Origin of the sequence: Nocardioides sp. LHG3406-4, assembly GCF_049897745.1 — a bacterium.
In the GTDB taxonomy this organism is placed as follows: Bacteria; Actinomycetota; Actinomycetes; order Propionibacteriales; family Nocardioidaceae; genus Nocardioides.
In genome coordinates, this window is sequence record NZ_JAFCWV010000001.1 from 1,051,978 (window position 1) to 1,076,576 (window position 24,599).

Genomic DNA, 24,599 nt, shown 5'->3' on the forward strand with positions numbered 1-24,599 from the left:
GCTGCCATGAAGGTCGTCGTCCTCACCGGCGCCGGCATCTCCGCCGAGAGCGGGCTGCCGACGTTTCGTGACGCGGACGGGCTCTGGGAGGGCCACGACCCGATGCAGGTGGCGACCCCGGAGGCGTTCGCGGCTGATCCCGACCTCGTGCAGCGGTTCTACGACGAGCGCCGGGCGGCGCTCGGCCGGGTCCGACCCAACGCCGCGCACGTGGCGCTGGCACGCCTCGAGGAACGCCTCGGTGACGACCTCCTCCTCGTCACGCAGAACGTCGACGACCTGCACGAGCGGGCCGGGTCGCGCCGCGTGCACCACATGCACGGCCGGCTGCGGGCCGCCTGGTGCCTGGCCTGCGACGCGCGCCACGACTGGTCCGGTGACCTGCGTGACTTCCCCCGCCTGTCCCGGCTGCGGCCGGCACACCCTGCGCCCCGACGTCGTGTGGTTCGGCGAGGTCCCCTACGGCATGGACGACATCCACGAGGCGCTGTGGGAGTGCGACCTCTTCGTGTCCATCGGCACCTCGGGCGCGGTCTACCCGGCCGCCGCCTTCGTGCAGTACGCCGTCGCGTCGTGCGCCGACACCCTGGAGCTCAACCTGGTGCCGAGTGACGGAGCAGGCGACTTCCGGCGCTCACGCCACGGTCCGGCGACCCAGCTGGTGCCGGCCTGGGTGGACGAGCTGCTCTAGGTGCGAGCGGTCAGGACGACCGGGCCGTCGCTGGTGACGGCGACGGTGTGCTCACTGTGCGCCGTACGACCTCCGGTGGCGCTGCGCAGCGTCCAGCCGTCGGCGTCGACGACGAGCTCGTTGGTGTCGGCCATCACCCAGGGCTCGATGGCGAGGAGCATCCCGGGACGGAGGACGAAGCCTCGGCCGGGCCGGCCGTCGTTGGCGATGTGCGGGTCCTGGTGCATGGTCCGGCCCACGCCGTGGCCGCCAAACTCCAGGTTGACGGCGTAGCCGGCGCCGGTGAGGACGGTGCCGACGGCGTGCGAGATGTCGCCGACCTTGGCGCCCGGCCGGGCCGCCGCGATCCCGGCGTCCAGCGCGGCCCGCGTCGTGTCGATGAGGTGCTGGTCCTCCGGTCGGGCGACTCCTCCGACGGTGAAGCTGACGGCCGAGTCGGCGACCCAGCCGTCGACGGAGACGGCGAAGTCGAGGCTCAGCAGGTCGCCGCGCCGCAGCCGGTAGTCGTGCGGCAGCCCGTGGAGCACCGCGTCGTTGACCGATGTGCAGATCACGTGACCGAAGGGCCCGCGCCCGAAGGACGGCGCGTAGTCCAGGTAGCACGACGTCGCGCCGGCGTCGGCGATCATCTCCGCCGCCCAGGCGTCGATCTCGAGCAGGTTGGTGCCGGTCTGAACGCGTTCCTGCAGCGCGGTCAGCACCTCGGCCACGAAGCGGCCGGCGCTTCGCGCCTCGTCCACCTGTCGCCCGTTCAGCAGCTCGATCATGTCGCCTCCGGTATGACGCCTCGACGTCTCGTAGCCTCGCCCGCCCAACACCCGCGAGCAGCGGTGAAAGAGCCACCTTCTCACCCCTGCAGACGGTGGCTCAGCCACCGCTGGGGGGAGGCCGGGATCTCGCAGCGCCAGTCGGGCTATCCGCTCGCCGGACGCAGCAGTGCACCAGCATGGGGCGGCAGTGCCACCGCGGCTCCGTCGACGGTCGCCCCCGAGGGCGTGGCGAACACGACCTCGAGCCGCGAGGGCAGCCGGACGGTCGCCTTCGTGTCGGAGAAGTTGACCACGACGACGACCGCTCCCCGGCGCATGACCAGCACCCGGCGCTCCTCGTCGACGTCGCACTCGACGGCGCCGAGATCGGGGTCGGTGAGCTCCGGCAGCTCGCGGCGCAGCGCCCCCAGCCGGCGGTAGCCCTCGAGCACCACCGCGTGCCGGCCGCCCTCGATCTGCGACCAGTCGAGCTTCGAACGACGGAAGGTCTCGGGGTCCTGCGGGTCGGGCACGACCGCCGGGTCCCAGCCCATCCGCTCGAACTCCGCCAACCGGCCCTCGGCCGTCGCCCGGCCCAGGTCCGGCTCGGGGTGCGAGGTGAAGAACTGGAAGGGCGTCGAGGCGGCCCACTCCTCCCCCTGGAAGAGCATCGGCGTGAACGGCGAGGTCAGCGTCAGCAGCCCAGCGCACACGAGCTGGTCGTCGTCGAGCGACTCGGAGAGCCGGTCGCCACGGGCACGGTTGCCGATCTGGTCGTGGTTCTGGTTGCCGACCACGAGCCGCCAGCCCGGCATGTGCTCGACGTCGACGGGCCGCCCGTGCGGGCGGTTGCGGAAGGAGCTGAAGGTGCCGTCGTGGAAGAACCCGCGGGTGAGCACCTTGCCGAGCGCCGAGAGGGGCTCGAAGTCGGCGTAGTAGCCCTCGGTCTCGCCGGTGAGCGCGACGTGCACGGCGTGGTGGAAGTCGTCGCTCCACTGGGCGTCGAGGCCGTAGCCCCCGCCCTCGCGGGGCGTGACCATCCGGGTGTCGTTGAGATCGGACTCGGCGATGAGCGTGAGCGGGCGCCGCTGGTGGGCCGACAGCGCGGCGACCTCGATCGCCATCTCCTCCAGCAGGTGCGCCTCGGAGTCGTCGGAGAGCGCGTGCACGGCGTCGAGCCGGAGCCCGTCGACATGGTGGTCCGACAGCCACATCCGGACGTTGTCGAGGATGTAGCGGCGCACCTCCTGGCTGCCCTCGCCGTCGAGGTTGACCAGGTCACCCCACGTGTTGGCGCCGGACTTGAGGTAGGGGCCGAAGACCGGCAGGTAGTTGCCCGACGGACCGAGGTGGTTGTAGACGACGTCCTGGATCACGCCGAGGCCGGCGGCATGGCAGCCGTCGACGAAGCGCTGGTACGCCGCGGGGCCGCCGTACTCCTCGGAGACCGCGGACCACAGCACCCCGTCGTAGCCCCAGTTGTGCGTGCCGTTGACCGCGTTGACCGGCAGCAGCTCCACGAAGTCGACGCCGAGAGAGCGCAGGTGGTCGAGCCGGCCCAGCGCAGCATCGAGGGTGCCCTCGGGCGTGAAGGTGCCGATGTGCAGCTCGTAGATCACCGACCCGGCGAGCTGGCGCCCGGTCCACGAGCCGTCCTGCCACTCATGGGCGGAGCCGTCGAACGTCCGCGACAGCTCGTGTACGCCGTGCGGCTGGCGACGCGAGCGAGGGTCGGGCAGGGCCCGGTCACCGTCGTCGACGACGTACCCGTAGTCGACCTCTCCCTCGGGCACCGCCTCGGCCGGGGTCCACCAGCCGTCGTCGCCACGGGTCATCGGGACCTGGCGGTCGCCCACCTGGAGCTCGACCCGCTGAGGCCGGGGGGCCCAGACGTCGAAGCGGCCGCGCGGCGGCTCGGCTACCGGCACGTGGGTGCGCAGGAGCAGGGCGACGGGGTGGCCGGCGAGCAGCTCGGCGAGCAGGACCGAGCCCGACAGCGCGCGTCCGGAGAGCTGCTCGACCCACTCGCCGGCAGGCAGGATGAGGGCGGTGTCCCGCCATCCGCCGCCGGCGGCGAGACCCAGCGGCAGCCGGGTCACCACGGTGACGGCTCCCCCGCGGTCGAACGCCAGCGCGTGCTCCGCGGCGGCACCGGTGACCTCGACGGGTGCGTAGCCGGTGAACAGGTCGGAGTGCTCACGTCGAGCCTGCAGGCCGGCCCGGACGACCGCGAGCTTGGCCGCGCCCGGGTCGTCGACGCCGCCCGTCAGGCTCGGGCCCTCTCCTGCCTTCAGGGACTCGAGCAGCGCAACGCGGGCATCGAAGTCGACAGGTCGGCGGTTGTCGGGGTCGACCAGGCTCTGCTCCCACAGCTCGCTGCCCTGGTAGACGTCGGGGACGCCTGGCACGGTGAGCGCGAGCAGCTTGGCGGCCAGGGCGTTGCTCCAGCCCGCGTCGGCGACGGCGTCGAGCACCTCACCGAGCACCGCGGCCACCCGAGGGTCGACGAAGGCGGCGTCGACGGCGGCGTGCACCTCCGCCTCGTAGGCCTCGTCGGGTGCGGTCCAGGTGGTGCGGTCGCCGGCCTCCCGCATCGCCTTCTCGGCGTACCCGTGCAGGCGGTCACGGAGGTCGGCGTCGTCGCACCAGGCCCCGACGACCGCCTGCCACAGCAGGTTGCCGAACCCGGAGTCGGGCAGCGGGGCCAGCGCCAGCAGCCGGTCCAGGGCCGACTCCCACACCTCGGGCACCTCGGCGAGGGCGGTGATGCGGGCGCGGACGTCCTCCCCGCGCTTGGTGTCGTGAGTGGACGAGGCGGTCATCGCGTGCGGCCAGTCTCGCTGGCGATCCGCCATGGCCGCGTGGAAGTCGTCGAGCGCCACAGAGAAGACCGACGGGTCGCCACCGACCTCGTTGAGCGAGGTCAGCCGAGACCAGCGGTAGAACGAGCAGTCCTCGACCCCCTTGGCCATCACCATCCCGCTGGTCTGCTGGAAGCGCAGGGCCGGCGGCTGGCTGGGGTCGGAGAGGACGGGCAGGAGTACGTCGAGGGTCGGACCCAGGTCGGGGCGGTGCTTTCGCGCCAGGGCGAACGCCTCGTCGAGGTGATCGCGTCCGCCGGGGAGGTAGGAGCGGTAGACCGGGAAGCAGGCGATCAGCTCGGCGACCGCGTCCTCGGTGTCGGCGGGGGCGTCCGGGATCGCCACGCGCAGCTCGCGCCCGATGCGCAGCACCTCCGAGCGCAGGATGCCGTCGGCCACTGCCCGCTTGTTGTCGTGCACCATCCGGTGCCAGTCGATGCTCCCGCCGCGGAGGCGGTCGTCGAGCGCGCCCAGCGGCTGCGCGCCGGCGGGGTCGGTGAGCACCCGGTCGAGGAGGCCCAGCACGTCGTAGCCCGTCGTACCTGCCGTCGCCCAGTCGCTCGGCAGCTCCTCACCGGGCTCGAGGATCTTCTCGACCAGCACGTAGGCGTGGTCGGTCAGCTGGGCGAGGTCGTCGAGGTAGCCGGCCGGGTCGCGGAGGCCGTCGGGGTGGTCGACCCGCAGCCCGTCGACCTGACCCTCCTCGAACCACTCGCGGATCAGCCCGTGCGAGCGGTGGAACCACTCGGGCTCCTCCACCCTGACGGCCGCCAGCGTGTTGACCGCGAAGAAGCGGCGGTAGTTGAGCCCGGTGTCGGCCAGCCGCCACGACACCAGCTCGTAGTGCTGGCGCCCGTGGACGGTGTCGGCGTCCAGCCCGTGCCCCTCAGCGCTGCCGGGACCCAGCGGGAAGGCGTGGTCGTGGTAGCGCAGCTGCCCCGCCTCAACCCGGAGGTTGCCGATGCCGCCGTGCTCCAACAGGTCGTCGTCGCCGACGACGGGGATCCTGAGCCGGCCGCCGCCTGCCGCCCAGTCGATGTCGAAGGCTCCGGCGTACGCCGAGTCCTGGCCGTGCGTGAGCACGTGCCACCACCACCTGTTGCCGGCGGGGTCGGCCACGCCCACGTGGTTGGGCACGATGTCGACGAGCACGCCCATGCCGAGGCGGTGCGCCTCGGCCGACACGGCGGCGAGGCCGGGCGCTCCGCCGCGGGCGGGGTCGATGTGGTCGTGGTCCGCCACGTCGTAGCCGTGCTGGGAGCCGACCTCCGCCGCGAGCAGCGGCGAGAGGTAGACCCAGTCGACCCCCAGGTCGTGGAGGTAGGGAAGCAGCCGGGCCACGGCGAAGAGGTCGAACTCCTCGGTGACCTGGAGGCGGTAGGTGCTGACGGGCGTGCGCATGATCCCCCTCGGTTCGTGGGCTCAGCCCTGGTCGTCGTGCCGATGCCGGTGGTCAGCCGCCGGGGTCGTGTCCACGGCGCCGGCGTCGGCGAGCGAGGCGAGCGAGGCGACGACCGAGTGGTCGGGCTCCAGCTCCGGCTCGGCGTGCTCGCGGAGGACGACCGTGCTGTGGGTCGCCAGGTGCAGGGTCGACCCGGCGGCGTACGGCTGGGCCGTGTCGGCGGACCCGCCGGTGTCGATGACGACGTCCCAGGCCGCGGCGTACTCGTCGGTCGGCAGGGTCACCTCCGCCGGGCCGTCGGCGTTGAAGTACAGCAGGAAGTGGTCGTCGGTGATGGTCTCGCCCCGGGCGTCCTTGCCGGCGATGCCGTCACCGTTGAGGTACATCCCGATCGCCTTGGACCCGTTGTCCCAGTCGCCGTCCTCCATGGGCTGGCCGCCCAGGGCGAGCCACACGATGTCGTTGAGGCGCTCACCGTCGCCGGTGCGCACCGTGCGGCCGGTGAAGAAGCGCTTGCGGTGGAAGGTCGGGTGGCTGGCGCGCAGCTTGGCGACGGCGGCGGTGAACTCGATGAGGGGCCTGTCGGCACGGTCCCAGTGGACCCAGCTGGCCTCGGAGTCCTGGGCATAGGTGTTGTTGTTGCCGCCCTGGGTCCGGCTCATCTCGTCGCCGTGCAGCAGCATCGGCACGCCCTGGCTGAGCAGCAGCGTGGCGAGGAAGTTGCGCTGCTCGCGAGCGCGGGCCTCCAGGACCTCCGGGTCGTCGGTCGGCCCCTCGACACCGTGGTTCCAGGAGCGGTTGTGGCTCTCGCCGTCGTTGTTGTCCTCGCCGTTGGCCTCGTTGTGCTTCTCGTTGTAGGACACGAGGTCGCGCAGGGTGAAGCCGTCGTGGGCGGTGACGAAGTTGATGCTGGCGAAGGGCCGCCGGCCGGAGTGCTCGTAGAGGTCCGCCGAGCCCGACAGCCGCGACGCGAACTCGCCAAGCGAGGGCTCGCCGCGCCAGAAGTCGCGGACGGTGTCGCGGTAGGCGCCGTTCCACTCGGTCCACTGGGGCGGGAAGTTGCCGACCTGGTAGCCACCGGGACCGACGTCCCAGGGCTCGGCGATCAGCTTGACCTGGCTGACGACCGGGTCCTGCTGCACGAGCTCGAAGAAGGTGGCGAGCCGGTCGACGTCGTAGAACTCACGGGCGAGTGCGGACGCCAGGTCGAAGCGGAACCCGTCGACGTGCATCTCGGTGACCCAGTAGCGCAGCGAGTCCATGATCAGCTGCAGCGAGTGCGGGTTCCGGACGTTGAGGGTGTTGCCGGTGCCGGTGTAGTCCATGTAGTACTGCTCGTCGTCCTCGACGAGGCGGTAGTAGGCCTGGTTGTCGATGCCCTTGAAGCTGAGTGTCGGGCCGAGGTGGTTGCCCTCGGCGGTGTGGTTGTAGACCACGTCGAGGATCACCTCGATGCCCTCGGCGTGCAGGGCCTTGACCATGGCCTTGAACTCCTGCACCTGCTGGCCGTGGTCGCCGTTGGCGGCGTAGTCGGTGTGCGGCGCGAAGAAGCCGAGGGAGTTGTAGCCCCAGTAGTTCCGCAGGCCCTTGTCGAGCAGGGTGCTGTCCTGGACGAACTGGTGCACGGGCATCAACTCGATGGCCGTCACGCCGAGCTTGGTGAGGTGCTCGATCACGCTCGGGTGGGCGAGGCCGGCGTACGTCCCGCGCTGCTCCTCGGGGATGTCGGGGTGCAGCTGGGTCAGGCCCTTGACGTGGGCCTCGTAGATGAAGGACTCGTTGTAGGGGATGTTCAGCCTGCGGTCGCCCTCCCAGTCGAAGAAGGGCGTGATCACGACGCTCTTCATCATGTGGGCGGCCGAGTCGTCGTCGTTGCGCGAGTCGGGGTCCCCGAAGTCGTAGCCGAAGAGCGACTGGTCCCAGTCGATCTCGCCGCTGGTGGCCTTGGCGTACGGGTCGAGCAGCAGCTTGTTCGGGTTGCAGCGCAGGCCCCGCTTGGGGTCCCAGGGTCCGTGCACGCGGTAGCCGTAGCGCTGGCCGGGCTGCACCGTAGGCAGGTAGCAGTGCCAGACGTAGGCGTCGATCTCCCTCACCTCGACCCGCGTCTCGGTGCCGTCGGCGTCGAACAGGCAGAGCTCGACGCGCTCGGCCACCTCGCTGAAGAGCGCGAAGTTGGTGCCGCTGCCGTCGAACGTGGCACCCAGGGGGTAGGGGTTGCCGGGCCAGATCTGCACGCGTCTCCTCGGGATTGGATCGTTCAAAGCCTATCCGTCGTGACGCGGTACCCCGTCATCGTCCGTTCAAGCTGAAGTGCTGCAGGTCCTTGAGGGTGCGCCAGGTGCCGCCCCACTCCCAGCCGATCTTCGCGAACGCCCGGATCACCGGTCCGGCGGGCACGATCATCCCCGGCCGCACCCGGTCGCGGCGCAGGTAGGCCGACGCCAGCTCGGGGATCACCACGTCCCCCTTGACGTAGGGGTTCTGGAACGTGTTGACGTCGATCGCCAGCCCGTAGGCGTGCTGCGAGTACGACGTCCCGCCGGTGACCGCCCGGCACACGAACGCGCCGGTGCCGTTGCCGTCCCCGGTGGGCGGCGCGGCCGGGTCGATCGAGGCGACGATCGCCATCTGCTCCATGGGGAAGCGCTGGCGGTAGAGCGTGTGGAAGACGCTGACGAGGTCGGCGGCGACCGTGCGGTTCACCAGCAGCTCGCCGGTGTGCCGCCGGTCGTCGAAGCCCCAGAACGTCAGCCGCAGCCAGGCCAGGTCGCTCCGCGCGACCGGGCAGCCCCGCGTCCAGGTCGACCGCTCGATCACCTCCCGGGGTGCGGGCGAGGCCACCCGCGCCGCGAAGCCGTGTCCGGGGAGCATCGGCACCACGTCGGGCAGGGTCCAGCGCCGGTTGCGGAGCACCCGCGGCGTCGGCCGCACCTCGCCGAATCCGGTGCTGGTGCGCGGCAGCGGCCGGGTGCCCAGCCAGGCCGGGGGCACGCTGCCCAGGCCGGTCGCCGGCCGGTCGACCGTGCCGTCGGTCGGCTCGGGCTCCGGGGGCACCGCCGGGGCCGGGTCGTCACCCGGGGAGCGGGTCGAGGCCTGCTGATGGGTGGTCGCGGCCTCGGGCCGAAGGGTCGGCTGCGCAGCCGAGCAGCCGGCCAGCAGCCCGGCGACCAGCATCAGGAGCACCGCACGTCGCACGCCCCCGACCGTACAGCCGGCCCAGGACGCCGATCGCCTGCTTGGCTACTGGCCGGTAGGATCGGGCCATGCAGCGCGACATCTACGACGACGACCACGAGGCCTTCCGAGCCTCCGTCAAGGAGTTCCTCGACCGCCAGGTCGTCCCGAACCTCGAGTCCCACGCCGACAGCCACGCGCTGCCGCGCGAGTTCTGGATCGAGGCCGGCAAGCAGGGCTTCCTCGGCCTCGAGGTGCCCGAGGAGTACGGCGGCCAGCTCGAAGAAGGGGCGGGCGACTACCGCTTCAACGCGGTGCTCACCGAGGAGCTCGCCAAGGTCAACATGACGCTGCCCTCCTGCGTCGGCATCCACGCCGACATCGTCGCGCCGTACCTCGTGCACCTCACCACCGACGAGCAGAAACGGCGCTGGCTGCCGAGGTTCTGCACCGGCGAGCTGCTGACGGCCATCGCGATGACCGAGCCCGGCGGGGGGTCCGACCTCGCCAACCTCAAGACGACGGCCGTCCGCAACGGCGACGACTGGGTCGTCAACGGCTCCAAGACCTTCATCACCAACGGCGGCAGCGCCGACCTGGTCGTGGTCGCGGCCCGCACCGCGCCCGAGAAGAAGGCCAAGGGCATCTCGCTCTTCGGCGTTGACACCAGCCTGGCGGGCTTCTCGGTCGGCCGGGTGCTCGACAAGGTCGGCCAGGACGAGTCCGACACCGCCGAGCTCGCCTTCGAGGACGTCCGCGTCAGCAACGACGACCTCATCGGCGAGCTCGACACCGGCTTCATCTCGATGATGCGGTTTCTGCCGCAGGAGCGCCTCGGCTCGGCGATCACCAACCTGGCCCACGCCGCGCAGATCCTCGAGGAGACGATCCAGTACGCCAAGGACCGCAAGGCCTTCGGCCAGCCGATCGGGTCGTTCCAGGCCAACCAGTTCCTCATCGCCGAGCTCGTCACCCGGGTCGAGGTCACCCAGGCCTACGTCGACCAGTGCGTCATGAAGCACACCCGCGGCCGGCTGACGGCGGTCGACGCCGCGAAGGCCAAGTGGTGGACCTCCCAGGTGCAGAACGACGTGCTCGACCACTGCGTGCAGCTGTACGGCGGCTACGGCTACATGAACGAGTACCGGGTCGCCCGGGCCTGGCGCGACGCCCGGGTCACCAAGATCTGGGCCGGGTCCAACGAGATCATGAAGATGCTGATCGGGCGCGATCTCGGGCTGTGACGTCCCGCTGACTGAGGTGCGACGAGCGCAGCGAGGAGCCTCGAAGCCGAGGAGGCTGATCACATGACCCGCATGTTCGCCGCGGCCGTGCCGCCCGACGACGTGGTCGAGGACCTCGACGACTTCCTGTCCGCGCGTCGCGCGGCAGCCCCCTTCCGATGGACCCTCCCGGAGCACTGGCACGTCACGCTCGCCTTCATGGCGCAGGTGCCCGACCGCTCGCTCGACGACCTCTCTGACCGGCTGACCCGGGCCACGGCGAAGCGCACCGCGATGACCGTCAGAGTCGCGGGGGGCGGCGCCTTCCCCCACCCCGACCGGGGCCGGGTGCTGGTCGCCGGACTCGAGCTCGACGGCGGGCCCGACGATGTCGAGGAGCTGCGCCGGCTCGCCGTCGGCGCCCGGGCGGCGGCCGGCAAGGCCGGCGCGACGGTCGACGGGCAGCGGTTCCATCCGCACCTGACGCTCGCCCGGCTGGGCCACCCCGACAACCTGACCCGTTGGGTGCGGCTGCTGGACGGCTACCGCGGCCCCGCCTGGTCGCTCGACGAGATCGCGCTCGTGGCGTCGTACCTCGGGGAGGGTCCGCGCAAACTGCCTCGCTACGAGGTCGTCGAGACGTTCCGGCTGGCCCCCGGGGCCGTGCAAGGCTGAGGGGATGGTCCGAGGTCTGCTGCGCCGTCACCTGTGGGACGTGACGCCGCGCGAGCACTGGCAGACCGACGCGGCCTTCCGCCGGCGGCGGCTGGTCAGCGTCGCCACCATCCTGGTCGGCGGTGCCGTCCTCGGCGTGACCCTGCGCATCGAGCAGGGCAGTGCGTGGTTCTATCTCGCCACGCTCGGGCTCGCGACGGTCTGGGCAGTCGGCGCGCTCGCCTCCGGCCCCCTCCACCTCGGCCGCGTCGGCACCGACGAGCACGCAGCTCGACCGGTCGTCCAGCCCGTGCTCATCGGGCTCGCCCTGGCCGGCGTCTTCGTGGCCGGCGCGCTCGTCGTGCGGGAGGTCCCGATGCTGGCTGACCAGGTGCGCAGCGTGACCGGGTACGCCGACCAGGGGCTGGTGCCCCTCCTGCTGCTGATCACGGTGCTCAACGGCGTCGCGGAGGAGCTCTTCTTCCGCGGCGCCCTCTACGCCGCGATCCGCCGCCACCAGGTCGCTGTCACGTCGGTCGTCTACGCGCTCACGACGGCCGCGGCCGGCAACGTGATGCTGACGTTCGCGGCGCTGCTGCTCGGGGTCGTGGTGGGGCTCGAGCGCCGCGCGTCCGGCGGCATCCTGGCTCCGGTGCTGACGCACGCGGCCTGGGGGGTCGCGATGCTCTGCGTGCTACCCGTCGTCCTCTGAGGCCTGCGAGTCCTCCAGCGCGCGGCGGACGGACTCGGCGTACGTCAGCGGCTCGCCGGGCACGACCTCGCGGATCGACTGCTCGCTCACGACGACCTCGGTGCCCATGGAGTCGATGAGGTTGCGGCCGGTGGTCGCGTCGACGTCGGTGACCAGTGCCAGCCAGTACGACGACAGCCGGGGGGTCAGCACCGGCACCGTGACGATCGGCACCCGTGAGCCGCTGTCGACCTCGGCGGCGACCTGCAGCATCTCGACGTAGCTCAGCCGGTCGGGGCCGCCGATCTCGAAGACCCGGCCCATCGCGTCGTCGTGACCGGCCACCCCGACCAGGTAGCGGACCACGTCGTCCAGGGCGATCGGCTGGGTCTTCGTCGTCGCCCACCGCGGCACGACCATGGCCGGCAGGTTCTTGACGAGCTGCCGGGTGATCTCCCACGAGATGCCACCCGCGCCGACCACGATCGCCGCGCGCAGCACGGTGACCGGCACCCCCGCCTCGCCGAGCAGGCCCTCGACCTCCCGCCGCGACCGCAGGTGGGCCGACAGGTCCTGGTCGTCGCCACCGAGGCCGCCCAGGTAGATGATCTGCCGCACGCCCGCGTCGGCCGCGGCCGTCCCGAAGGCGCGCGCGGCGTCGGCGTCCTTGCGCTCGAAGTCCTGGTCGTCGAGCGAGTGCACGAGGTAGTAGGCGATCTCCACACCCTGCATCGGCTCAGTCAGCGAGCCTGGGTCGTGCACGTCTCCCTGGACGGCCTCGCCCTCTCCGGCGTACGACGATGCACGGCGCGTCATGGCGCGCACCTCGTGACCTTCGCCCACGAGGGCGGGGACCAGCCGGCGACCGACGAAGCCGGTCGCGCCGGTGACCAGCACGCGCGCCATGTGACGACCATAGGCGACGGCGGCGCGGGCCAGCCCTGCCTTGCCTTGGTTGCGGCCCGTGCGTCCACCTTGAACGATGACGCCATGAGCACCGAGTCCGCCGACGTGCAGGTCGGCCCCCACGACGACGAGCCGCACGATGGCGGCTTCGCCTCGCGGCTGAACTGGCTGCGAGCCGCCGTGCTGGGCGCCAACGACGGCATCGTGTCGACCGCCGGCATCGTGGTCGGCGTGTCCGGAGCGACCAGCGATCGCACCCAGATCCTGGTGGCCGGCGTCGCGGGCCTGGTGGCCGGCGCGATGAGCATGGCCACCGGTGAGTACGTCTCGGTCAGCACCCAGCGCGACTCCGAGCGCGCACTCCTGCGCAAGGAGACGCGCGAGCTGGCCGAGATGCCGGAGGAGGAGCTCGTGGAGCTGGCGGAGATCTACGCCGCCAAGGGACTCGAACCCGATCTCGCCCTCGAGGTCGCCCGGCAGCTGACGGCCCACGACGCGCTCGGCGCGCACGCCGAGGCGGAGCTCGGCATCGACCCCGACGCGCTCACCGACCCGTGGCAGGCCGCGTGGGCATCGATGGTCTCGTTCACGCTCGGCGCCCTGCTGCCGCTGCTCACCATCGTGCTCGCGCCGCCCGGCGCCCGGCTCGGCGTCACCGTCGGCGCCGTACTCGTCGCCCTCGCGCTCACCGGCTGGGCCAGCGCCACCCTGGGCCGCAGCCCCGCAGGACGCGCCGTCGTCCGCAACGTCGCGGGGGGTCTGCTCGCGATGGCGGTGACCTACGGCATCGGGTCGGTCGTCGGCGTCCACCTCTGAGTCGCGCCGTCGTACCCGTCGAGTCGCGCCGTCGTACCCGTCGAGTCGCGCCGTCGTATCCGTCGAGTCGCGCCGTCGTACCCGTCGAGTCGCGCCGTCGTATCCGTCGAGTCGCGTCCCTGTCCCCCGCGGGCGGTACGGAGGCGCAACTCGCGGGGCACGGGGGCGCAACTCAACGAGCTCGCCGGAGGTGGTCCGCGGCAGTCTTTCGGCGACACCGGGTGAGACGGGTGCACGCGGGAGGCAAAGTCCCCTAGGTTGCGACCGTGAAGATCGCAGTGGCAAGGGAGACCCGTGACGGTGAGGCTCGTGTCGCGATGGTGCCGGAGCTGGTCGGCAAGCTGACCGGACTCGGGTACGCCGTCGCTGTGGAGCCAGGGGCGGGCGAGCACACGCTCATCGACGATGCGGAGTACGCCGAGGCGGGCGCCACCCTCGAGGAGGACGCCCTCTCCGACGCGGACGTGGTCGTGTCGGTGCAGCCGCTGGCCACCGACGCCGTACGCCGCCTCAAGCGTGGCGCGGCCACGATCTCCTTCCTCCCGGTCAGCACCGAGCACCACGTGGTCACCGACCTGCGCGACTGCGGCGTCACGTCGTTCGCCATGGAGCTCGTGCCGCGCATCTCCCGTGCTCAGTCGATGGACGCGCTGTCCTCGCAGGCCCTCGTCGCCGGCTACCGCAGCGCGATCGTGGCCGCCGGGATGCTGCGGCGCTTCTTCCCGCTCAACATGACCGCGGCCGGCACCGTGCAGCCCGCGGAGGTCGTCGTACTCGGTGCCGGGGTCGCCGGCCTGCAGGCGATCGCCACGGCCAAGCGCCTCGGCGCGGTCGTCAGGGCCTACGACGTCCGAGCCGCCGCCGCCGAGGAGATCGCGTCGATGGGCGCGAAGCCGATCCACCTCGAGCTGGAGACGCTCGAGGGCGCCGGTGGCTACGCGCGGGAGATGACCGAGGACCGCGCGGCCCGTCAGCGGGAGCTGCTCACCCCCTACATCGCCGCCGCGGACGCCCTGATCACCACCGCCGCCGTGCCGGGGCGCCAGGCGCCGATGCTGGTGACCGCGGCCATGATCGAGGAGATGAGGCCCGGGTCGGTCGTGGTCGACCTGGCCGCCGAGACCGGCGGCAACGTCGAGGGGTCCGTGGCCGGCGAGGTCGTGCGCATCGGCCACGCCCAGGTCTGGGGCGGGCGCAACGTGCCGTCGCAGATGCCGGGACCCGCCTCGCGGCTCTACGCGCAGAACATCGTCAACCTGCTGACCCTGATGACCAGCACGGAGGCCGCGGACGGCACCTTCGCCCCCGACTTCGACGACGAGATCGTGGCCGGTGCCTGCGTCACCCACGGCGGCGCGATCCGGCACGAGCCGACGCGGGAGGCGATCGAGGGCCCGGCGCCGGTGCCACCGGACGACCCGCCGCCGGCCGACCCCCCCGAGGACCAGCTTTTCGACCAGGAGGCCCAGCAGTGAGCGAAGCGAGAGAGCGCGTCGGTCTGACACCCGACGGCGGACCGCGCGGTTGCGCTCGCACTGCGAGCGAAGGAGTCGAGCAGTGAGCATCGCCATCGTCTGGCTGACGATCTTCATCCTCAGCGTGTTCGTCGGCATCGAGGTGATCTCCAAGGTCTCCTCGACGCTGCACACGCCGCTGATGTCCGGGGCAAACGCCATCCACGGCGTCATCCTGCTCGGCGCGATCCTGGTGACCGTGCACATGGACGGCGTCGGCGTCGTGGTGGGCCTGGTGGCGATCGTGCTGGCCACGGTCAACATGGTGGGCGGCTTCGTCGTGACCGACCGGATGCTGCAGATGTTCACCCGCAAGAAGGCCCCGGCCGCCCCGACCGCGGGAGGCACGAAGTGATCCCGGTCTGGGCACAGTTCGTCTACCTGCTCTGCGCTGTCGGCTTCATCCTCGCGCTCAAGGGCCTGTCCGGCCCGAAGACCGCCCGCACCGGCAACCTCATCGGCGCCGCCGCCGCGGTGGTGGCGTGCGCGCTGCCGTTCTTCTACCTCGAGGACATGAAGAACGTCCCGCTCATCCTGGTGGCGATCGCGGTCGGCACCGTCGGCGGCGTGTACGGCGCCCGCACGGTGCAGATGACCCAGATGCCGCAGATGGTGGCCCTGTTCAACGGCGTCGGCGGCGGCGCTGCCGCCCTCGTAGCCCTGCTCGAGCTCGACGAGATCCTTCCCTTCGGTGAGTCGATCGGCTGGTTCGTCCTCGCGGCGACGGCGTTCACGATCGTCGTCGGCTCCGTGTCGTTCGCCGGCTCGGTGGTCACGTTCGCCAAGCTGCAGGACCTCATGACGTCACGACCGGTGGTGTTCCCCGGCCTGCCGATCGCCTTCGCAGGCGTGGCCATCGCGTCGATCGCGCTCTCGGTCGTGCTGGTGGAGGGCCCCGCGATGTGGGTCGGCATCGTGCTCGCGCTGCTCGGCCTGGCCTTCGGCCTGCTGCTGGTGCTGCCGGTGGGCGGCGCCGACGTGCCGATCGTCATCTCGCTGCTCAACGCCTTCACCGGCCTCACCGTCGCGGCGGGCGGCTACGTGCTGTCCAACACCGTGCTGCTGGTCGCCGGCACCCTGGTCGGCGCCTCGGGCACGTTCCTCACCCTCCTGATGGCCAAGGCGATGGGGCGCTCGGTCCCCAACATCCTCTTCGGCGCCCTCAAGGGCGGCTCGACGCTGGGCGGCGGCGAGGCCTCCGACCGGCCCGTGCGCTCGGTTGGCCCCGAGGACGCCGCGATCTCGCTGGCGTACGCCGATCGCGTGATCATCGTGCCCGGCTACGGCCTCGCCGTGGCCCAGGCACAGCACACGCTGCGCGAGCTGGTCGACGTGCTCGTCGAGCGCGGCGCGCAGGTCGACTACGCGATCCACCCGGTCGCGGGGCGCATGCCCGGCCACATGAATGTGCTGCTGGCCGAGGCGCAGGTGCCCTACGAGCAGCTGCGCGAGATGGACGAGATCAACGGCGACTTCAAGGAGACCGACGTCGTGCTCGTCGTCGGGGCCAACGACGTCGTCAACCCGGCGGCCAAGACGTCACCCGGAGCGCCCATCTACGGCATGCCGATCCTCAACGTCGACGAGGCCAGGCAGGTCATCTTCATGAAGCGCTCGATGCGTCCCGGCTTCGCCGGGATCGAGAACGAGCTGCTCTTCGACGAGAGGACCTCACTGCTCTTCGGCGACGCCAAGGACACGATGGGCAAGCTGCTCAGCGCCGTCAAGGCCCTCTGAGCGGCCGGCTCGGGTCAGGGCGTCAGCCCACCACGCCGTACAGCCGGTCGCCGGCGTCGCCGAGGCCGGGCACGATGTAGCCCTTGTCGTTGAGCCTCTCGTCCATGGCGCCGGTGACGACGGTGACCGGCACGGCGATGTCGGAGATCGCCTGCTCCAGCCGGGCGCAGCCCTCGGGCGCGGCCAGCAGGCAGATGGCGGTGATGTCGTCGGCGCCGCGGTTGGTCAGGAAGCGGATCGCGGCCGCGAGCGTCCCGCCGGTGGCCAGCATCGGGTCGAGCACGTAGCACTGGCGGCCGGAGAGGTCGTCGGGCAGCCGCTCGGCGTAGGTCGAGGCCTCCAGGGTGGTCTCGTTGCGCACCATGCCCAGGAAGCCCACCTCGGCGGTGGGCAGCAGCCGCATCATCCCGTCGAGCATCCCGAGACCCGCGCGCAGGATGGGTACGACGAGCGGTTTGGGCGCGGCGAGCTTCACTCCCGTGGCGGGGGCGACCGGGGTGGTGATGTCGACCGTGGTGACGCGCACGTCGCGGGTGGCCTCGTAGGCGAGGAGGGTCACCAGCTCGTCGGCGAGCCGGCGGAAGGTCGGAGAGTCGGTCGACTCGTCGCGGAGAGTGGTGAGCTTGTGGGCCACGAGGGGGTGGTCGACGACGTGGGTGCGCATGGCCGGAACCCTAGTGCAGCCAGGCGTCCCGGCATCGGTCGCAATCGGGGTTGGCCGCGGGGCGCACATCTGCCACTCTGGAACCGACGGTTCTGGCGCGCACGGAGAGGGGATCGACATGCCTGACATGGCCGACGGGGTCGACTTCGCTGTGGCCGCGTATCGCGAGGAGGGGCACTGGCAGGTCCAGGAGATCGCCCACCCGGTGCTCGAGTCGGTGGAGACGCTCGCGCACGCCCTGCGCCGCTTCCCGGGTGACGGCGGTGCCGTGGGCATGGTCGCCGTGGACGAGGACTTCTTCGTCCTCGTCCGCGTGGCCGGGGCGAGCACCCGCGTGCTGCTCTCCGACGTGACGGCCGCTGACGAGTGGGAGCTGGCCAGCTCCGCCGCCGAGTTCCTCGGGCTGCCCGGTCTCGACGACGACGACGAGCAGGTGCCGGCCGGAGACCTCGACCTCCTCGGCGACCTGGGCATGCACGCCATGGACATGGCCGTGCTCCTCGACGACTTCGAGCTCTACCCCGACGAGATGCTGTCCGACATCGCTCGGAGGATCGGGTGCGGCGAGCAGTTCGACGACGTCGTCGGGCTCACCTCTGCATGACCCCCACCGATGAGTGGGCGCCGGCCATGCGGCTGGCCCTGGCCGAGGCCCGCGGCGCCCTGGACACCGAGGACGTGCCCATCGGAGCCGTCGTACTCTCCGGCGACGGCGAGGTCATCGGGCGCGGCCGCAACGTCCGGGAGGCCGCACACGACCCGACCGGGCACGCCGAGGTCGTGGCGCTGCGGGAAGCCGCTCTCGTCCGGGGCGAGTGGCGACTGGAGGGCTGCTCGCTCGTGGTCACCCTCGAGCCCTGCACGATGTGCGCCGGCGCCGCCGTGCTCGCCCGCGTCGCCCGCGTCGTCTTCGGCGCCCACGACGTCAAGGCCGGCGCCGTCGGCAGCCTCTGGGACGTCGTGCGCGACCGGCGGCTCAACCACCGCCCCGAGGTCGTCTCCGGCGTCCTGGCCACCGAGAGCACGGCGCTGCTCGACGCGTTCTTCGCGACGCACCGAGCCGGCCCCGGCGACCGGTCAGGGCTTCACGCCTGAGCAGCCGCCTCGGTGAGTGCCTCGTCGAGGATGTCGAGGCCCGCACGGGCGTCCTCTCCTGAGATCGTCAGCGGGGGGACGACGTGGATGCGGTTGAAGTTCGCGAAGGGCAGCAGGCCCCGACGGGTGCAGGCCGCCAGGATCGCGCCCATCTCCGGGCTGGACCCGCCGTAGGGAGCCAGTGGCTCCCGGGTCTGCTCATCCCGGACTAGCTCCAGCGCCCAGAAGGCACCGGTGCCCCGGACCTCGCCGATCCAGTCGTGCTTCTCCGCCAGCCGGCTGAGGCCCGGCCCGAACACCTCGTCACCGAGTCGGGCGGCGTGCTCGACGACGCCCTCGTCCTCCATCGTCTCGATGGTCGCGACGGCAGCCGCGCACGCGAGGGGGTGGCCCGAGTAGGTGAGCCCGCCCGGGTAGGCCCGCTCGGCGAAGGTCGCATAGATCGCGTCGCTGATGGCGACACCCCCCAGCGGGACGTAGCCGGAGTTCACGCCCTTCGCGAAGGTGAGCAGGTCCGGTACGACGTCGCCGGCGTGCTCGACCGCGAACCACTTGCCGGACCGGCCGAAGCCCGACATCACCTCGTCGGTGATGAGGATGATCCCGTGCCGGTCGCAGAGCTCGCGGACGCCCTGCAGGTAGCCCGGCGGCGGGATCATGATGCCCGCGGTCCCCGGGATGGACTCCAGCAGGATCGCCGCGATCGTGGATGGGCCTTCGAAGGCGATGAGCTGCTCGAGGTGCTCGAGCGCGCGCTGGCACTCCTCCGCCTCGTTGCTGGAGTGGAAGGGGCTGCGGTAGAGGAACGGCCCGAAGAAGTGCACTGTCCCCTGGGTCCCGTTGTCGTTGGCCCAGCGGCGCGGGTCGCCGGTGACGTTGACGGCCAGCTGGGTGCCGCCGTGGTAGGACCGGTAGGTCGACAGGACCTTGTGCCGGCCGGTGTGGAGGCGGGCCATCCGGATGGCGTGCTCGTTGGCATCGGCCCCACCGTTGGTGAAGAACACGTGGTCGAGGTCGCCGGGGGTGTGCTCGGTGATGAGCCGCGCAGCCTCGGAGCGGGCACCGTTGACGTAGCCCGGCGCCACCGTGCACAGGTCGGCCGCCTGCTGCTGGATGGCCTGGATGATCCGCGGGTGCTGGTGGCCGAGGTTGGTGAAGACGAGCTGCGAGGTGAAGTCGAGCAGCTTGTTGCCCTCGCGGTCCCAGACGTAGGAGCCCTCGGCCCTGCTCACCACCATCGGGTCCATGAGGGCCTGGGCCGACCACGAGTGGAACACGTGCCGGCGGTCGAGCTCATAGGCCCGGTCGGGGTCGGCGTAGGCGCGCGCGAGGGTCTCATTGCGGCCCGTGGTCGACGTGGTCTGCGGCCTCAGCGTCGTGTCAGTCATTGCGCGGGAACCCCAGCTCGAGGCCGCCCTCGGGACGGGCAGCCGGGTTGATCCAGCGCGAGGTCACGACCTTGCCCCGGGTGAAGAAGTGGACGCCCTCGACGCCGTGGGCGTGGGTGTCGCCGAACAGCGAGCGCTTCCAGCCGCCGAAGGAGTAGTAGGACACCGGGACCGGGATGGGCACGTTGATGCCGATCATGCCGACCTCGACGTCCTGCTCGAAGCGCCTGGCGGCGCCCCCGTCGTTGGTGAAGATCGCCGTGCCGTTGCCGTACTCGTTGCTGTTGATGAGCTCCACGGCCTCGTCGTAGGTCTTGACCCGGACGACGCTGAGGACGGGGCCGAAGATCTCCTCCTGGTAGATCTCCATCTCGGGCGTGACGTGGTCGAAGAGCGTGGGGCCGAGCCAGAAGCCACTCTCGTCGCCGTTGACGGCGATCCCTCGACCGTCCACGACCAGCTTCGCTCCAGCGGCCTCGCCGGAGTCGATGAACCCCGCGACGCGGTCGCGGTGCGCCAGGGTCACCAGGGGACCCATGTCCGCCTCGGCGGTGGCCTCCTTGCTTCCGTCGCCGATCCGCAGGGTGCCCGTGCGCTCGGCGATCCTGGCGACCAGGTCGTCGGCAATCGGCTCGACCGCGACGAGGACGCTGATGGCCATGCACCGCTCGCCGGCGCTGCCGTAGCCGGCGTTGACGGCGGCGTCGGCAGCGAGGTCGAGGTCGGCGTCGGGAAGGACGACCATGTGGTTCTTGGCGCCGCCCAGGGCCTGGACGCGCTTGCCGTTGCGGCTGGCCTGCTCGTAGACGTACTCAGCGATGGGCGTCGAGCCGACGAAGCTGATGGCGGCGACGTCGGGGCTCTCCAGGAGCGCGTCGACTGCGCCCTTGTCGCCCTGCAGCACGTTGAAGACGCCGTCCGGGAGACCGGCCTCCTTCCACAGGTCCGCCATCCACAGGGCTGCGGAGGGGTCCTTCTCGCTGGGCTTGAGGACGACCGCGTTGCCCGCCGCGATGGCGACGGGGAAGAACCACATCGGGACCATGGCCGGGAAGTTGAAGGGGCTGATGATGCCCACGACACCCAGCGGGTCCCGCTTGGAGTGCACGTCGACGCCGGTCGAGGCGGACTCGGAGTGCCCGCCCTTGAGGAGGTGGGAGATGCCGCACGCGAACTCCACGACCTCCTGGCCGCGAGAGATCTCGCCCAGCGCGTCGGAGTGGACCTTGCCGTGCTCGGCGGTGATCAGGACGGCGAGCTCCTCCTTGCGGCTGTTGAGCAGCTCGCGGAAGGAGAAGAGGACCTGCGTACGGCGCGCCAGCGACGTGGTCCCCCAGCCGGCTGCGGCGCGCTTGGCCGAGGCGATGACGTGGTTGGCGTCGGCACGGCTGGCCAGGGCCACGCGGCCGGAGACCCGCCCGGTGGCGGGGTTGGTGACGTCAGCCCACTGCCCTGAGTCGCCGCTGAAGGCGGCTCCGTCGGCCCAGTGCGTGATCGAGTTGGTCATTGATGGCTCCCTCGGGTTCGAGTGACCATCGTGAGGGCCGACCTGCCCGATCGGGGCCCGGCGATGTGTAGGATTCGGTGCATATCCCCGACATATTGTCGCTGCCGAGCAGCCCATACCCGCACAGAGGCGGTGCCGCGTTGGCCGAGGTGACCGTCGCAGAGGTCCTGGCCATGGCCCCGGTGCGCGCGGCCGACGCCGTCGTCGTGGCCGGCCGCCGCGGACTGCACCGCAACGTCCGGTGGGTCCACTCGACGGAGCTCGTCGACATCGCCCCGCTGCTCCGGGGCGGCGACCTGGTGCTCAGCACGGGGATCGCCCTGCCGGACACCGAGGAGGGACTGCGCGGCTTCGCCGCGTCGCTGGACGACAGCGGCGCCGCGGGAGTGATGATCGAGCTCGGTCGCCGGTGGGCGAAGCTGCCCGCGCCGTTGGTCGAGGCCTGCGAGGACCTCGGGCTGCCGCTGGTGGCACTGGGCCGCGAGGTCCGGTTCGCCTCTGTGGCCCAGGCCGTCGGCGAGCGGGTCGTCGACGAGCAGCTCGAGGAGCTGCGCGAGGCCCAGCGCGTGCACGACACCTTCACCGAGCTGAGCATCGCCGAGGCCGGCCCTCGTGAGGTCCTCGAGGCGGTGCAGCGGCTCTCCGGGGTCGCTGTCGTGCTCGAGAGCGAGGACAACCAGGTGGTCGACTACCTGGCCGGCCCCTCTGACATCGACGTGTTCCTCGCCGACTGGCGAGCCCGCTCCCAGCGGGTGCGCGTCGACGGACGGACGGCTTGGGACGCCGGGCAGGGCTGGCTGGTCACGCGGCTCGGCAAGCGGGGTCGCGACTGGGGGCGCCTGATCGTGCAGTCCCCCGCTGAGCCGACGCAGCGGCTGGTGGCCGTGGCGGAACGCGCCGCCGCCGCACTGGCGCTGCACCGGCTGCACGACCGGCATCGCGACAGCGTGGTGAGACGGATGCACCACGAGCTGATCGTGGGCCTGCTGAACGATCCGACCGACAGCGACGTGCTGCGCCGCTGCGAGATCGCCGGGCTGCCCGTCACCGGTCGTCAGTTCGTCGGGATCACGATGCGTCCGCGGCCGGCGACCGGCGAGGCGGGATCGCCGCCGGGCACGCAGGTGGAGGCGGTGATCGCGGCCACGGTCCAGGCCGCGCACAAGCTCAAGGCGCCGGCGCTGGTCTGCTACGTCGACCGCGACGTACGCGTGCTCCTGTCGCTGGCGACGTCGACGAGGTCGTCGCGCGTCGTGGACGAGCTCGGCGCGAAGGTCCGACGCGGCCACGCGGTGACCATCGGATCTGGCCGGCCCACCACCGCTGTCGCCGAGATCGACCGCACCCTCCGCGAGGCCAGTCACGTGCTCTCCTCGGTGCGCGAGCATGACTCCGGGCCGCCCGTCCACCGCCTCGAGGACGTGCACCTGCGCGGGCTGCTGGCCCTGCTGGGCACCGACGAGCGACTGGTGATGTTCGTCGACCGCGAGCTGGAGGTCATCCGGCGCCACGACGCCCAGTGGGGCACCGACCTGCTGGCAGCGGTGCAGGCCCTGGTGGAGCACCCGGCCAGCAAGTCCCGGGCGGCCGCCAGCCTGCACGTGTCCCGGCCCGTCTTCTACGACCGGCTGGCCAAGGTGGAGCGTCTCATCGACGCCGACCTGGACGACCCGGACATCCGGGTGTCCCTGCACGTCGCGCTGCTGGCCGCCGACCTGCTCGAGCCCTGACGGTGAGGTTGCGTCCTCGGGTCAGGACCGCGTGAGCCAGAGCCCTACGGCGGTCGGGACGAGGCCGAGGAGGAGCCACCAGCTGAGGAGGTGCCGGCCGTGGATGGCGAGCCCGGCGCCGATCGCGATGGCTGCGAATGCCCCGGCGATGAGGCTGAGGACCACCTCGGCGCCGCGCGTGGGGTGCGGCAGGAAGACGGCAGCCAGGATCAGTCCAGCCGAGAGATGGAGGATGGTGGTCACGGCCAGGGTGGACATCACCCACTGCTGCACCCGGGTCAGGCTCCGGTCCGCGTCGGGGTCGCGGGTGGGGCGTGGTGCGTTGGGGTCCATCAGGTGCCGGCGCCGCCGGGCGGCCCGCGCCTCGTCGTAGGAAGTCATGAGGTCTCAGAGCTCGATCGGAGCGCCGATGAGGGAGCCGTACTCGACCCAGGAGCCGTCGTAGTTGCGGACGGACGGCTGGTCGAGGAGCTCGCTGAGGACGAACCAGGTGTGCGCGCTGCGCTCGCCGATGCGGCAGTAGACGATCGTCTCACCGCCGTCGAGCGCGGCTCCGGCTCGCTGGTACAGGGCGCGGAGCTCGTCGTCGCTCTTGAAGGTGCCGTCGTCGTTGGCGGACGTGGACCACGGCACGTTGACCGCACCGGGCACCCGGCCGCGGCGCTGGGGCTGCTCCTGGGTCATGTGCGCCGGAGCGAGGATCTCGCCGGAGAACTCCTGCGGGGAGCGCACGTCGATGATGGTGACCTCGGTGCCGAGGGCGGCCAGCACGTCGTCACGGTAGGCGCGCAGCGCGGGGTCGGCGTCCTGGGCGACGTACGCCGATTCCGGGCGGGTGACCTGGTCGCTGACCAGGGTGCGCCCTTCGAGCTCCCAGAGCTTGCGGCCGCCGTCGAGGAGCCGGACGTCGCGATGTCCGTAGAGCTTGAAGTACCAGTACGCGTACGCGGCGAACCAGTTGTTGTTGCCGCCGTACAGCACGACCGTGTCGTCGCGAGCGACACCCTTGGCGCCGAGGAGCTGCTCGAAGCCGGCGCGGTCGATCACGTCGCGGCTGCCGGGGTGCTGCAGGTCGTCTCGCCAGTGCAGGGCGATGGCGCCGGGGATGTGGTTGACGCCGTAGGCGTCGGCGTCCTCATCGACCTCGATGACGACGAGTCCGGACTGACCCAGCCTGGGCTCGAGCCAGTCGGCGGTGACGAGAGCGGTGTCGCGGCTCATGGGACCCTCTTTTCCTTGTTAGGACAACCCTTGCTGTAGCAATGATTGCTAGGATAGGCATATGACAGCTCCCACCGGTAATCCATCTCGGATCGAGGACCCGCTTGCCCTGGAGCGGCAGGTCTGCTTCGCCCTAGCCGTGGCGTCACGGACGGTGATCTCGGTCTACCGGCCGGTGCTGGAGCCGATGGGGCTGACCCACCCGCAGTACCTGGTCATGCTGGCCCTGTGGGGCTCCGAGCCGCTGTCCGTCATAGACCTCAGCCGGATGCTGGACCTCGATCCCGGGACGCTGTCGCGTCTGCTGAAGCGCCTGGAGTCCGCCGATCTCCTCCGACGCGACCGGGACCCCGCCGACGAGCGGTCCCTGGCAGTGGTGCTGACCGAGAAGGGTCGCGCCCTGCGGGAGAAGGCCCTGGAGGTGCCCGGCACGATCCTCGAACGGCTCGACATGGACCTCGACGAGCTCATCGACCTGCACGCCCGGCTCACCGGCGTCATCGCCGCGGCGAAGCAGGCCGCCGCCGAGGCCTGAGCGCTCCGCTGCCGCCGCCCTCGCACGGGTCGAGCGTCCAC

General features: G+C 71.5%; 21 protein-coding genes and 1 pseudogene. 12 read left to right on the forward strand and 10 right to left on the reverse strand.

Going from position 1 to position 24,599, the window contains the following annotated elements; all coding sequences use genetic code 11:
- The first annotated feature begins 6 nt into the window (after positions 1-6).
- Positions 7-691: pseudogene (locus ACP7BP_RS05105) on the forward strand (NAD-dependent deacylase).
- Here the strand turns inward: ACP7BP_RS05105 and map are convergent.
- From map to ACP7BP_RS05125, 4 genes are all read right to left on the reverse strand, one after another.
- Complete coding sequence (gene map, locus ACP7BP_RS05110) at positions 688-1,458, reverse strand: type I methionyl aminopeptidase (protein WP_426243099.1); 771 nt, start codon at positions 1,456-1,458, stop codon at positions 688-690. The pseudogene ACP7BP_RS05105 and the gene map sit on opposite strands and share 4 nt — an antisense overlap.
- A 146-nt stretch (positions 1,459-1,604) precedes the next feature.
- A complete protein-coding gene (gene treY / locus ACP7BP_RS05115) occupies positions 1,605-5,702 on the reverse strand; it encodes a malto-oligosyltrehalose synthase (RefSeq protein ID WP_426243101.1) in 4,098 nt (1,365 codons plus the stop codon).
- Between the two features lie 21 nt (positions 5,703-5,723).
- The gene (gene glgX / locus ACP7BP_RS05120; protein WP_426243103.1) at positions 5,724-7,937 is read right to left on the reverse strand and encodes a glycogen debranching protein GlgX; all 2,214 of its coding nucleotides are present in this window, start codon (positions 7,935-7,937) and stop codon (positions 5,724-5,726) included.
- Positions 7,938-7,992: 55 nt separating this feature from the next.
- Positions 7,993-8,898 carry a M15 family metallopeptidase gene (locus ACP7BP_RS05125; protein WP_426243105.1) on the reverse strand — a complete coding sequence of 302 codons (906 nt, stop codon included), beginning with the start codon at positions 8,896-8,898 and terminating at the stop codon, positions 7,993-7,995.
- A 68-nt stretch (positions 8,899-8,966) separates the two neighbouring features.
- Between ACP7BP_RS05125 and ACP7BP_RS05130 the strand changes: the two genes are divergently transcribed.
- The 3 genes from ACP7BP_RS05130 (at position 8,967) to ACP7BP_RS05140 (ending at position 11,466) form a co-directional block, all read left to right on the forward strand.
- Positions 8,967-10,121: an acyl-CoA dehydrogenase family protein gene (locus ACP7BP_RS05130; RefSeq protein ID WP_426243107.1), complete on the forward strand. Its 1,155-nt coding sequence runs from the start codon at positions 8,967-8,969 to the stop codon at positions 10,119-10,121.
- Between the two features lie 63 nt (positions 10,122-10,184).
- Positions 10,185-10,775: an RNA 2',3'-cyclic phosphodiesterase gene (gene thpR, locus ACP7BP_RS05135; RefSeq protein WP_426243109.1), complete on the forward strand. Its 591-nt coding sequence runs from the start codon at positions 10,185-10,187 to the stop codon at positions 10,773-10,775.
- A gap of 4 nt (positions 10,776-10,779) precedes the next feature.
- Complete coding sequence (locus ACP7BP_RS05140) at positions 10,780-11,466, forward strand: CPBP family intramembrane glutamic endopeptidase (protein ID WP_426243111.1); 687 nt, start codon at positions 10,780-10,782, stop codon at positions 11,464-11,466.
- Here ACP7BP_RS05140 and ACP7BP_RS05145 read toward each other — a convergent pair.
- Positions 11,449-12,351 carry an NAD(P)H-binding protein gene (locus ACP7BP_RS05145; protein ID WP_426243113.1) on the reverse strand — a complete coding sequence of 301 codons (903 nt, stop codon included), beginning with the start codon at positions 12,349-12,351 and terminating at the stop codon, positions 11,449-11,451. The genes ACP7BP_RS05140 and ACP7BP_RS05145 overlap by 18 nt on opposite strands.
- Positions 12,352-12,435: 84 nt before the next feature.
- Here ACP7BP_RS05145 and ACP7BP_RS05150 point away from each other — a divergent pair, with 84 nt between their 5' ends.
- The 4 genes from ACP7BP_RS05150 (at position 12,436) to ACP7BP_RS05165 (ending at position 16,418) form a co-directional block, all read left to right on the forward strand.
- The gene (locus tag ACP7BP_RS05150; protein ID WP_426243115.1) at positions 12,436-13,167 is read left to right on the forward strand and encodes a VIT1/CCC1 transporter family protein; all 732 of its coding nucleotides are present in this window, start codon (positions 12,436-12,438) and stop codon (positions 13,165-13,167) included.
- A 266-nt stretch (positions 13,168-13,433) separates the two neighbouring features.
- Positions 13,434-14,642, forward strand: coding sequence for a Re/Si-specific NAD(P)(+) transhydrogenase subunit alpha (locus ACP7BP_RS05155; RefSeq protein ID WP_426243117.1), 1,209 nt, complete (start codon positions 13,434-13,436; stop codon positions 14,640-14,642).
- Positions 14,643-14,724: 82 nt separating this feature from the next.
- Positions 14,725-15,036 carry an NAD(P) transhydrogenase subunit alpha gene (locus ACP7BP_RS05160; RefSeq protein WP_426243119.1) on the forward strand — a complete coding sequence of 104 codons (312 nt, stop codon included), beginning with the start codon at positions 14,725-14,727 and terminating at the stop codon, positions 15,034-15,036.
- Positions 15,033-16,418, forward strand: a complete 1,386-nt coding sequence (locus ACP7BP_RS05165) for an NAD(P)(+) transhydrogenase (Re/Si-specific) subunit beta (RefSeq protein WP_426243121.1) — start codon at positions 15,033-15,035, stop codon at positions 16,416-16,418. The genes ACP7BP_RS05160 and ACP7BP_RS05165 overlap by 4 nt, the downstream gene beginning before the upstream one ends.
- 22 nt (positions 16,419-16,440) lie before the next feature.
- Here the strand turns inward: ACP7BP_RS05165 and upp are convergent, their stop codons facing one another.
- Positions 16,441-17,082 carry a uracil phosphoribosyltransferase gene (upp, locus tag ACP7BP_RS05170; protein WP_426243123.1) on the reverse strand — a complete coding sequence of 214 codons (642 nt, stop codon included), beginning with the start codon at positions 17,080-17,082 and terminating at the stop codon, positions 16,441-16,443.
- 118 nt (positions 17,083-17,200) lie between these two features.
- Here upp and ACP7BP_RS05175 point away from each other — a divergent pair, with 118 nt between their 5' ends.
- Positions 17,201-17,686, forward strand: coding sequence for a tRNA adenosine deaminase-associated protein (locus ACP7BP_RS05175; protein ID WP_426243125.1), 486 nt, complete (start codon positions 17,201-17,203; stop codon positions 17,684-17,686).
- The gene (gene tadA / locus ACP7BP_RS05180; RefSeq protein ID WP_426243127.1) at positions 17,683-18,177 is read left to right on the forward strand and encodes a tRNA adenosine(34) deaminase TadA; all 495 of its coding nucleotides are present in this window, start codon (positions 17,683-17,685) and stop codon (positions 18,175-18,177) included. The genes ACP7BP_RS05175 and tadA overlap by 4 nt, the downstream gene beginning before the upstream one ends.
- On the opposite strand, the gene ACP7BP_RS05185 is transcribed toward tadA, so the two are convergent.
- Positions 18,168-19,565, reverse strand: a complete 1,398-nt coding sequence (locus ACP7BP_RS05185) for an aspartate aminotransferase family protein (RefSeq protein WP_426243129.1) — start codon at positions 19,563-19,565, stop codon at positions 18,168-18,170. The two genes, tadA and ACP7BP_RS05185, sit on opposite strands and share 10 nt — an antisense overlap.
- Entirely contained in the window at positions 19,558-21,072 is a 1,515-nt protein-coding gene (locus tag ACP7BP_RS05190; RefSeq protein WP_426243131.1) for a CoA-acylating methylmalonate-semialdehyde dehydrogenase, read from the reverse strand. Before ACP7BP_RS05190 ends, ACP7BP_RS05185 begins: the two co-directional genes overlap by 8 nt.
- Positions 21,073-21,221: 149 nt before the next feature.
- Here ACP7BP_RS05190 and ACP7BP_RS05195 point away from each other — a divergent pair, with 149 nt between their 5' ends.
- Positions 21,222-22,802: a PucR family transcriptional regulator gene (locus tag ACP7BP_RS05195; protein WP_426243390.1), complete on the forward strand. Its 1,581-nt coding sequence runs from the start codon at positions 21,222-21,224 to the stop codon at positions 22,800-22,802.
- Positions 22,803-22,823: 21 nt separating this feature from the next.
- On the opposite strand, the gene ACP7BP_RS05200 is transcribed toward ACP7BP_RS05195, so the two are convergent.
- The gene (locus ACP7BP_RS05200) at positions 22,824-23,183 is read right to left on the reverse strand and encodes a hypothetical protein (protein WP_426243133.1); all 360 of its coding nucleotides are present in this window, start codon (positions 23,181-23,183) and stop codon (positions 22,824-22,826) included.
- A 6-nt stretch (positions 23,184-23,189) separates the two neighbouring features.
- A complete protein-coding gene (locus ACP7BP_RS05205) occupies positions 23,190-24,023 on the reverse strand; it encodes a sulfurtransferase (RefSeq protein ID WP_426243135.1) in 834 nt (277 codons plus the stop codon).
- A gap of 61 nt (positions 24,024-24,084) precedes the next feature.
- Between ACP7BP_RS05205 and ACP7BP_RS05210 the strand changes: the two genes are divergently transcribed.
- Entirely contained in the window at positions 24,085-24,558 is a 474-nt protein-coding gene (locus ACP7BP_RS05210) for a MarR family winged helix-turn-helix transcriptional regulator (protein ID WP_426243137.1), read from the forward strand.
- The last annotated feature ends 41 nt before the right edge of the window (positions 24,559-24,599 follow it).

Coding starts and splice junctions, on each gene's coding strand:
- ACP7BP_RS05210 (WP_426243137.1), top strand. CDS start 24,085: ATGACAGCTCCCACCGGTAATCCATCTCGGATCGAGGACCCGCTTGCC.
- ACP7BP_RS05145 (WP_426243113.1), bottom strand. CDS start 12,351: ATGGCGCGCGTGCTGGTCACCGGCGCGACCGGCTTCGTCGGTCGCCGG.
- ACP7BP_RS05150 (WP_426243115.1), top strand. CDS start 12,436: ATGAGCACCGAGTCCGCCGACGTGCAGGTCGGCCCCCACGACGACGAG.
- map (WP_426243099.1), bottom strand. CDS start 1,458: ATGATCGAGCTGCTGAACGGGCGACAGGTGGACGAGGCGCGAAGCGCC.
- ACP7BP_RS05205 (WP_426243135.1), bottom strand. CDS start 24,023: ATGAGCCGCGACACCGCTCTCGTCACCGCCGACTGGCTCGAGCCCAGG.
- ACP7BP_RS05200 (WP_426243133.1), bottom strand. CDS start 23,183: ATGACTTCCTACGACGAGGCGCGGGCCGCCCGGCGGCGCCGGCACCTG.
- upp (WP_426243123.1), bottom strand. CDS start 17,082: ATGCGCACCCACGTCGTCGACCACCCCCTCGTGGCCCACAAGCTCACC.
- ACP7BP_RS05175 (WP_426243125.1), top strand. CDS start 17,201: ATGCCTGACATGGCCGACGGGGTCGACTTCGCTGTGGCCGCGTATCGC.
- tadA (WP_426243127.1), top strand. CDS start 17,683: ATGACCCCCACCGATGAGTGGGCGCCGGCCATGCGGCTGGCCCTGGCC.
- ACP7BP_RS05190 (WP_426243131.1), bottom strand. CDS start 21,072: ATGACCAACTCGATCACGCACTGGGCCGACGGAGCCGCCTTCAGCGGC.
- ACP7BP_RS05130 (WP_426243107.1), top strand. CDS start 8,967: ATGCAGCGCGACATCTACGACGACGACCACGAGGCCTTCCGAGCCTCC.
- ACP7BP_RS05185 (WP_426243129.1), bottom strand. CDS start 19,565: ATGACTGACACGACGCTGAGGCCGCAGACCACGTCGACCACGGGCCGC.
- thpR (WP_426243109.1), top strand. CDS start 10,185: ATGACCCGCATGTTCGCCGCGGCCGTGCCGCCCGACGACGTGGTCGAG.
- ACP7BP_RS05140 (WP_426243111.1), top strand. CDS start 10,780: ATGGTCCGAGGTCTGCTGCGCCGTCACCTGTGGGACGTGACGCCGCGC.
- treY (WP_426243101.1), bottom strand. CDS start 5,702: ATGCGCACGCCCGTCAGCACCTACCGCCTCCAGGTCACCGAGGAGTTC.